We start from the raw sequence: 8,052 nt of genomic DNA, 5'->3' as shown, positions 1-8,052 counted from the left end.
CCCCCCGCCCGAGGGAGAGGAAAGGGTGGCGCGCCCCGATCTCTGGGGGCGCGCCGGGCGCAGGGAGATACGCCCTATTTCTTCAGCACCGCGTTGGCCTTATCGGCCGCTTCCTTCAGGCCCGCCTCGGGGTCGCCGCCAAGATAGATCTTCTGCATGGCATCCGACGTGATCTGGGCGACTTCTTCCCAGCCAGGGATGACGGGCGCAAAGCGGGCGTCGGGCAAAAGGGCCGTGAACGCGGCCAGATCGGCATTGTTGACGTAATAGTCCATCTTGGCCTCTTCCTTGTTCACCGGCAGGAAGCCTTCGCCTTGCGTGAACTTGGCGCGCTGTTCGGTGGTGAACAGGAAGTCGAGCAGCTTCCAGGCCTCATCCTTGTTCTTGGAGTTTTTGAACATGATGATGGAATCGGTGACGCCATAAGTTCCGCGCGCGCCGGTTGGGCCTGCCGGGATGGCCGCCACGCCATATTTCAGGTTCGGCGCCTCGTCCTTGATCTGGTTGGACAGGAAGGGTGCGGTGATCATCATGCCGACCTTGCCCTGCTTGAACAGGTTCTGCACGTCCTCGCGGTTGTTGGAGGTGACGCCCGGCTCGGTCAGGCCCTCATCGATCATCGACTTGTAGAGCTTGGCGGCTTCGAGCGCGCCTGGTGTGCCGAGGCCCGACGTGCCGTCCTTGTTGAGGATCTCGGTGCCTTGCGACCACATCGCATAGTAGTAATAGACGTCGGTCTCGATCTCCTTGCCCTGCAGGCCGAAGCCGAATGTGCCAGAGCCCAGCGCCTTGATCTTGCGCGCGTCTTCCTGCAGCTCGGTCCAGGTTGCCGGCGGCTTGGCGATACCGGCCTTCTCGAACAATTCCTTGTTGTAATACATGGCACGCGCCGAAGCGGCGATCGGCAGGCCGTAGGTCTTGCCGTCCATGATCGAGGGCGACAGGAAAGTGTCGATGAAACGGTCCTTGAAGTCAGGCTTGATGTAGCCGTCGAGCGGCTCGGCGACATCCTGTTGGACGAAATCGATCAGCCAGCGCGTGCCGATGATCGAGAGATCCGCATTGGTTCCGGCGGTGATGTCGGTGGTCAGCTTCTGCAGCAGCACGTCCCACGGCACCACTTCGAACTTGACGGTGATGCCTGGGTTGGTGGCCTCGAATTCCTTCTTCACCGCCTCGAAATACGGCCCGGTCTTGGCGCTGTATTCGGCGACGGTGACGCGCACTTCGCCGGCATCTGCCTGTGCCGTCAGCGCCAGCATGCTCATTCCGGCCATCAGGCCTATGGTCCATTTTGCAAGCGTCATACGATCTCTCCCATTTGATTGGCGCCTGCGCTCTTGCGGCTTTCAGGCGGCCTCGGCTTTATGTGACTTTCCTACATTATCCATCATTTCGCGCTGTGCAAGCGGATTATCCTGTTGCTTAATTACATTTCTTAAAATAGCGTTTTCCGACTATCGTAGATCCCAGGGAGACGCGCAGGGTGGTTTCAAAGGCCGAATTTTCGGGCAAGACTGTGCTGGTGACTGGCGCCGGCGGCGGCCTCGGCTCGGCCATCGTGGCGCTGCTGGCCGAACGCGGCGCGCGCGTCGTCGGCTGCGACCAGTCGGAAGAAGCGTTGCGCAGTCCGCACCTGGCGTCGCGCCACGTCTTCGACCTCCTTGACCGGACCTCCATCGAGGCCGCGATACCGGCGATCGTCGAGAAAGACGGCGTTCCCGACATCCTGATCAACAATGCCGGCTGGACGCGTGCCGAGACGCTTGCAGCGCTGACCCCCGACAAGATCGAGCATGAGCTCGACCTCAATCTGACCGGGGTGATGCTGTTCGCCGATCCGCTGATCAAGGCGATGGCCGCGCGAGGTTCCGGTAGTATTGTCTTCATCTCCTCGGTCAACGCCATCGCGCATTTCGGCAATCCGGCCTATGCCGCGGCCAAGGCCGGCATCAACGCTTATGCCAAATCGGTCGCGGTGGAACTTGGCCGCAACGGGCTGCGCGCCAATGTCGTGTGCCCCGGTTCGATCCGCACCGCCGCGTGGGACCATCGCCTGGCCAAGAACCCTGATATTCTGGGCAAGCTACAGCGGCTCTACCCGCTCGGCCGCATCGTCGACGCCACGGAAGTGGCCGAAGCGGTGGCCTTTCTTGCCTCGGAACGCGCATCGGGGATAACCGGCGCGGTGGTGCCGGTCGACGCCGGACTGACCGCCGGCTTCTTGCCCTTCATCGACGATATATTGGGAGCCTGATCATGACCGACGTCGAGTTCCGCGACCTGTCGAAATCCTTCGGACGCCACAAGATCCTCGAGAATATCAGCCTCGACATCAAAAGCGGCGAGTTCGTCGTGCTGGTCGGCCCGTCCGGCTGCGGCAAGTCGACCTTGCTGCGCATGCTGGCCGGGCTGGAGCCGATCACCTCGGGCGATCTGCTGATCGGCGGCGTGCGCGCCAACGATTTGCCGCCGCAGCAGCGCAACATCGCGATGGTCTTCCAATCCTATGCGCTGTTTCCGCACCTGAAAGCGGCCGACAACATCGGCTTCGGCCCGAAGATTCGCGGCGAGAGCCGCACCGCCATCGACGACAAGGTGAAAAAGGCGTCGGGCGTCCTCAACCTGTTCTCCTATCTCGACCGCTATCCCCGGGAACTGTCGGGCGGCCAGCGTCAGCGCGTCGCCATGGGCCGCGCCATCGTGCGCGAACCCTCGGTGTTCCTGTTCGACGAGCCGCTCAGCAATCTCGACGCGCAATTGCGTGTGCAGATGCGCACCGAGATCAAGGCGCTGCACCAGCGGCTGAAATCGACCATCGTCTATGTCACCCACGACCAGATCGAGGCGATGACCATGGCCGACCGCATCGTGGTGATGGACCGTGGCAAGATCCAGCAGGTCGGCGCGCCGCTGGAGCTCTATGACCGTCCCGCCAACAAATTCGTGGCTTCCTTCATCGGCTCGCCGTCGATGAGCTTCGTGTCCGGCGCGCTGAAGACCACGCCTCAGAAAAGCTGGTTCGAATCGGCCGGCGGCGGACGTCTGGCGCTTGCCGGCAAGACGGTGCCGGCCGGCAGCACGGTCGAGGCCGGCATACGGCCCGAACATTTCGTCATCGGCGAGGCTACCGACGCGATGGCGATCAAGGTTGATGTCGTCGAGCCGACCGGGTCCGAAACCCATGTCTATGGCGCCATCGGCACTGATACCGTGCGCGCCGTGTTCCGCGACAGGGTGCAGGTCAAACCGGGCGAATTGCTGCCGGTCTCGGTCGCGCCGGCAAACATCCATCTGTTCGACACGGCGACGGGCCTGCCGCTATGAAGGCAGCGCTATGAAAACGAAAACCCTGAGATGAAGACGACAACCCAGAAATGAAAACGCCGGCCGACATCATCACGCGCCTGCAGCTGATGTCGCAGGACGGCACCAAATCGGACCGCCGTCTGGCCGGCCTCGTGCTGACGGATCTCGATTTCGCCTCCAAGGCGGCGATCTCGGAAATTGCCGCGCGCGTCGGCGTCAGCGAACCGACGGTCACCCGCTTCTGCCGCAATCTCGGCTGCGAGGGCTTGCGCGACTTCAAATTCTATCTGGCGCAGGCGATCGCCATCGGCGGCCAGTATCTGTCGCCCGAGCCGCTGAACCGCGACGCACGCGAGCAGCGCATCGCAACCGCCATCACCGAGGCGGCAATCGCCGCCATCCAGCGCGCCAGCGAAAACCTCGACATGAAGACGCTGGTCGGCGTCGCCGCGCGCATCGTCAATTCGGGCAATGTGCTGTGCATCGGCTCCGGCGGCATTTCCTCGATGATGGCGACGGAAATGCAGAACCGGCTGTTTCGGCTGGGCGTGCCGGTGCTGGCGCAGGTCGATGGGCAGTTGCAGCGCATGTATGCCGCGGTCGCCACGTCAGAGACCACGCTGATCGCCTTTTCCGTCTCCGGCTATGCGCGCTCGGTCATCGACGCGGTGCAGGTCGCCCAGCAATATGGCGCCACCACAATCGCCATCACCCCGCCGGAATCGGCGCTGGCCAAAGCCGCCAACACCGTCATCCAGTTCCAGTCGCTGGAGGACGGCAACATCTACAAGCCGACCTCGTCGCGCTATGCGCTGCTGTCGATCGTCGACATGATCGTCACTTCGGTCGCCGAGACGCGCGGACCCAGGGTTCTGGAAAATCTGCGCCGCATCAAGCAAAGCGTGAGCACGCTGAAGGTCGACGATCCCAAGCTGCCGCTGGGCGACTAAGGCTAGCTGGCGAAGTTACCGATCTCCCCCCGCGTGGGGGAGATGTCCGGCAGGACAGAGGGGGGCGCTGTCCCGCCGACAGGTCTCCTTGCCGCACAAGCGCTGGATCTTCGATCAGCCGCTGAGCGCCTCAATGCCCCTCGCCAAAACCGCCGGCTCACCCTCGATACGCAGCGTCTTCAGCCGTGATGTATCGCCCGCAACAACCGACACCGCCGATGCAGGAACGCCCAGTGCCTTGGCGACAAGTCTTTGCAATGCTTGATTGGCCGCGCCGTTCTCCGGCACGGCGCGCACCCGGGCTTTGAGATGGCAGCGCCCGTCGGCCGCCATCTCCGCGCCTTCAAGCCTGTCCAGCGCGGCCTTGGGCGTCAGCCGGACAAACAGGTCGATGCCGTCGTCACGCAGACGGAACGGCGCGTCGCTCGCCCTGGGACGTTTAATTGAAGAGCGACCTGACCGTGCTGTCGAGGAACCGTTCCAGGAAGAACAGGATCACCAGCGCGACGATCGGTGAAATGTCGACGCCGCCAAGATTGGGCATGTAGCGGCGGATCGGCCGGTAGACCGGCTCAGTCAGCCGGTACAGCATGTTGCCGACGCTGCCGACAAACTGGTTGCGCGTGTTGACGACATTGAAGGCATACAGCCAGGAAAAGATCGCCGACAGGATGACGATCCATCCATAAATGCTCAGCGCGTAGATCAGCGTATCGATAAGCGCGTTCATTCGAGGCTCCGTTGAATTGCGCGACATGTAGCCATTGAACGCCGAACCGGCAAGGCCCGCCTTGTGCCGCATGCCGGCAGGCGACGGCCGCCGACACGCGGTTTCAGCAAAACCGCGCCTTGACAGGAAAGCGCAGCCTTCGATAAATGCGCCATCCGCTGGACGGGGCTGTAGCTCAGCTGGGAGAGCGCGTCGTTCGCAATGACGAGGTCAGGAGTTCGATCCTCCTCAGCTCCACCAGCGGAATTTTTCCCATTCCTCGCGCGTCCCGAAGAGATCCGGACTCTGCGCCTGCGTCAAAGGCCGAGCCTGGGGGCGAGATAGGGCGCGAGCGCAAGCGAATAGGTGGCCGTCAAATGACCAGTGTCGCGCCAGACGATCATATTGCCGACAACCGCCGGGCATAGTTCGGGCCCGCACAAGGCATCGATCATATCGACGACGCGCACGTTTTTCTGACCCTCCGCCGCAAGCGCCAATACGTTGCTGACCTCGGCGTCGCTTCTTTTGGTGAAGCATTTTGCAGGCGTCGCGCTCAGGCAATCGCCGGGCTCGAATCCCATCATGGGCGTGTTGCGGATGACGATGATTTGGGAGCCCGCTTCCGTCAGTCTGCTCCAGACCTCGCGCAGCCCCTCGACCATCAGGTCATCGGGAACGGACCCAGCATTGGACTGGCTGGTGACAACAGCGAACGGTTTGAGTTTTAAGATCTCAGCCAGCACTTTCTCTCGCCACTCGTAGCAAGATGGATACGGCTTGCCGTCCGACATGGTGGGCGCACGCGCGAATGCGCAGGCGGATTTCGAGAAAGACACCAGTTTGAATTTGCGGTCCTTGGCGATCTTGTTCAGGGCTGGACCCCACTGGGCAGCGTGAGAATCTCCGACGAGGACGATGGTTTTCGTGCCGGCAGGGTCGCCCAGCACGCATCCCACTGGTTTGGCGCCTCTCAGATTCTGCTGACATCCCGCCGAGAACAAACCCGACACGTCCCGCCTTAGCCGGGCCAGCGGCGGCAGCAGGTCCACATCGTCCGGAACCGCGGCGCCGGTCAGCAAGGCGGCTGGCCCGGGATAGGCAGCCGTGCCGATCAGCGTGATGTCGGTGCGTTGCGTCGTCACGAAATGCAGCAGCCCCTCGGATGCCGCCACGCATGCCAGGACCGCGACGGTGCCGTATCCCAGCGGCTTCCACCACGCGCCACCCCGGATTTGCCGATAGGGTTGTTCAACATAGCGATAAGACAGGTCCGACAGGACCAGGGTCAGCGCAATCAGGCCGACACCACTGGCAAATGTCAGCGAATAGCCCTGCCCCAGGAAGAATGTGATCAGCGGCCAATGCCATAGATAGATCGAGTATGACCGATCGCCGATGAAGCGAAGCGGCCACAAATCGGGCCCACGAAATCGACCGGCTTGGACTTCGCCAGCCAGGATGACGAGCACGGTGGCCAGGGTTGGCAACAACGCACTAACGCCAGGGAACGGCGTCGCTGCGGAAAACAGAAAAGCGGATGCGAGGATGCCGGCGATGCCGGCAAGCGCCAGCAGCCGCCTCGCACCCGTGGCCAATCGAAACCGGTGCTCGACAAGCACCAGCAGGCCGCCCAGCGCCAATTCCCACAGGCGTGTATGACTGACGAAATAGGCTTGGGCGGGTTCCGTTTTCGTCAGGACAACCGAGGCGACCAGAGATGCCACGAAAGCGAGCGACAATGTCGTCGCCAGGCATCGTCTCAAGGAGAGCTGCCATCGCCGCGCCAGCCAGATCACGCCGATCATCAGCACCGGCCAAACTATGTAGAACTGCTCTTCGATGGAGAGCGACCAGTAATGCTGCACCGGGCTCGGCAGGCTGTCGGCGTCGAGGTAGCTGACAGCCTCGTGGGCCAGACGCCAGTTCTCGACATAGAGCGCGCTGGCCAGGATCTGCTTGGCGGTTTCCTCCCAGCGCGCCTTGGAAATGAACAGCAGCGTGCCGAGCAGCGTCACCAGAAGCACCAGGATCGCAGCCGGCAGAAGCCTGCGGACCCGTCGCGAATAGAATTCTATCAGCGAGACGCGGCCGTCGCGCAGCCCCATCTGCGCTAGCAGGCCGGTGATCAGATAGCCCGAAATGACGAAAAAAACATCGACGCCGACATAGCCGCCGGGAAGCACACTGGGCCACAGGTGATAGATGACGACCAGAGCGACCGCCAGTCCACGCAAGCCCTGTATTTCAGGCCGAAACCGACGTTCCTGATCGATTGTCACGGAAAATCCCTAATTGTTTCAGCCGACCTGAATCAACAGGGCATTTCTGGCCGCGATCTTCATAAGAGCAGAAATCGGCGAGGCAAAGAGGCGATCGCCGCAGCTCATTCTCTTTCCGTCTCCAGCCCGCTCACCATCGTGTCGACGAAACCCAGCAGCTCGCTTTCTAGATCGGTTGGCGCCAGGCCGATGAAACGGTCTTCGAGCGAGATGGCGACGATGCCATGCACGGCGGAGAACAGCGTGCGGGCGCGGGCCAGCAGGTCCGGCGTGTCCCGCGCGGGAAGCAGTTGGGCAAGCGGCTCGACCAGATGCTGGATCAGCACCGCATGTTCGGCCAGGTGCCATTCGGGCACCGCCACGCCTGGCGCCATTCGGTGTTCGAACAGCGCCTTCCACGCCATGCGGTTATCGCGCGCGAAGCCGAGATAGGCTTTGGCCAACGCCTTCAGCTTGGCCCTTGGCTCGGCCGCGCCGATCGCCTCCTGCTGCAAGGCCGCACCCAGCCTTGCCAGCGTGATCGAATTGACGTGCAGGATGATCTCGTCCAGATCGGCGAAGGCGGTGTAGAGCGCGCCGAGCGCGCAGCCGGCATCCGCCGTGATGTCGCGTGCACGCAGGCCGGCGAGCCCCGAGGCTTGAATGCGCGCCTGCGCGGCCTCGATCAGCCTGCCCCTCAGATCCTCGCGTTTGGCGTCCCGTTTTGCCGTCATTAACCTTCCTTGCGCGAAATTTATGAACATCGTTCATTTTTCTATTGAACGCCGTTCACGATGTGTTACGTTGCATTCGTGAACAACGT

8 protein-coding genes and 1 tRNA gene are annotated in these 8,052 nt (G+C 62.3%); 4 read left to right on the top strand and 5 right to left on the bottom strand.

Going from position 1 to position 8,052, the window contains the following annotated elements; all coding sequences use genetic code 11:
* Nucleotides 1-74: 74 nt before the first annotated feature.
* Nucleotides 75-1,307, bottom strand: a complete 1,233-nt coding sequence (locus AC1DYO_RS30595) for an ABC transporter substrate-binding protein (RefSeq protein WP_477268198.1) — start codon at nt 1,305-1,307, stop codon at nt 75-77.
* A gap of 179 nt (nt 1,308-1,486) precedes the next feature.
* On the opposite strand from AC1DYO_RS30595, the gene AC1DYO_RS30590 reads away from it, so the two are divergent.
* The 3 genes from AC1DYO_RS30590 to AC1DYO_RS30580 are packed head-to-tail and all read left to right on the top strand — an operon-like array spanning nt 1,487 to nt 4,259.
* Complete coding sequence (locus AC1DYO_RS30590; protein WP_477268196.1) at nt 1,487-2,257, top strand: SDR family NAD(P)-dependent oxidoreductase; 771 nt, start codon at nt 1,487-1,489, stop codon at nt 2,255-2,257.
* A 2-nt stretch (nt 2,258-2,259) separates the two neighbouring features.
* Nucleotides 2,260-3,327: an ABC transporter ATP-binding protein gene (locus tag AC1DYO_RS30585; RefSeq protein ID WP_477268194.1), complete on the top strand. Its 1,068-nt coding sequence runs from the start codon at nt 2,260-2,262 to the stop codon at nt 3,325-3,327.
* Between the two features lie 50 nt (nt 3,328-3,377).
* Nucleotides 3,378-4,259: a MurR/RpiR family transcriptional regulator gene (locus AC1DYO_RS30580; protein WP_477268192.1), complete on the top strand. Its 882-nt coding sequence runs from the start codon at nt 3,378-3,380 to the stop codon at nt 4,257-4,259.
* A 114-nt stretch (nt 4,260-4,373) separates the two neighbouring features.
* On the opposite strand, the gene AC1DYO_RS30575 is transcribed toward AC1DYO_RS30580, so the two are convergent.
* Both AC1DYO_RS30575 and AC1DYO_RS30570 read right to left on the bottom strand, forming a co-directional pair.
* Nucleotides 4,374-4,703, bottom strand: a complete 330-nt coding sequence (locus AC1DYO_RS30575; RefSeq protein ID WP_477268228.1) for a DUF167 family protein — start codon at nt 4,701-4,703, stop codon at nt 4,374-4,376.
* Nucleotides 4,699-4,989 (bottom strand): YggT family protein, encoded by a 291-nt coding sequence (locus AC1DYO_RS30570; RefSeq protein ID WP_477268190.1) that lies wholly within the window; start codon nt 4,987-4,989, stop codon nt 4,699-4,701. The genes AC1DYO_RS30575 and AC1DYO_RS30570 overlap by 5 nt, the downstream gene beginning before the upstream one ends.
* A 164-nt stretch (nt 4,990-5,153) precedes the next feature.
* Between AC1DYO_RS30570 and AC1DYO_RS30565 the strand changes: the two genes are divergently transcribed.
* Nucleotides 5,154-5,229, top strand: a tRNA-Ala gene (locus tag AC1DYO_RS30565).
* Between the two features lie 56 nt (nt 5,230-5,285).
* Here AC1DYO_RS30565 and AC1DYO_RS30560 read toward each other — a convergent pair.
* Together AC1DYO_RS30560 and AC1DYO_RS30555 are read right to left on the bottom strand one after the other, a co-directional pair.
* On the bottom strand, nt 5,286-7,250 hold the full coding sequence (locus tag AC1DYO_RS30560) for an acyltransferase family protein (protein WP_477268188.1): 1,965 nt from the start codon (nt 7,248-7,250) through the stop codon (nt 5,286-5,288).
* Nucleotides 7,251-7,354: 104 nt separating this feature from the next.
* On the bottom strand, nt 7,355-7,963 hold the full coding sequence (locus AC1DYO_RS30555) for a TetR/AcrR family transcriptional regulator (protein ID WP_477268186.1): 609 nt from the start codon (nt 7,961-7,963) through the stop codon (nt 7,355-7,357).
* Between the last annotated feature and the right edge of the window lie 89 nt (nt 7,964-8,052).

This window comes from Mesorhizobium sp. P2_F5, from assembly GCF_056403715.1.
The sequence above is the reverse complement of the archived record's forward strand: the minus strand, read 5'-3'. Positions and strand labels throughout refer to the sequence as shown.

Coding starts and splice junctions, on each gene's coding strand:
- AC1DYO_RS30595 (WP_477268198.1), bottom strand. CDS start 1,307: ATGACGCTTGCAAAATGGACCATAGGCCTGATGGCCGGAATGAGCATG.
- AC1DYO_RS30585 (WP_477268194.1), top strand. CDS start 2,260: ATGACCGACGTCGAGTTCCGCGACCTGTCGAAATCCTTCGGACGCCAC.
- AC1DYO_RS30580 (WP_477268192.1), top strand. CDS start 3,378: ATGAAAACGCCGGCCGACATCATCACGCGCCTGCAGCTGATGTCGCAG.
- AC1DYO_RS30570 (WP_477268190.1), bottom strand. CDS start 4,989: ATGAACGCGCTTATCGATACGCTGATCTACGCGCTGAGCATTTATGGA.
- AC1DYO_RS30555 (WP_477268186.1), bottom strand. CDS start 7,963: ATGACGGCAAAACGGGACGCCAAACGCGAGGATCTGAGGGGCAGGCTG.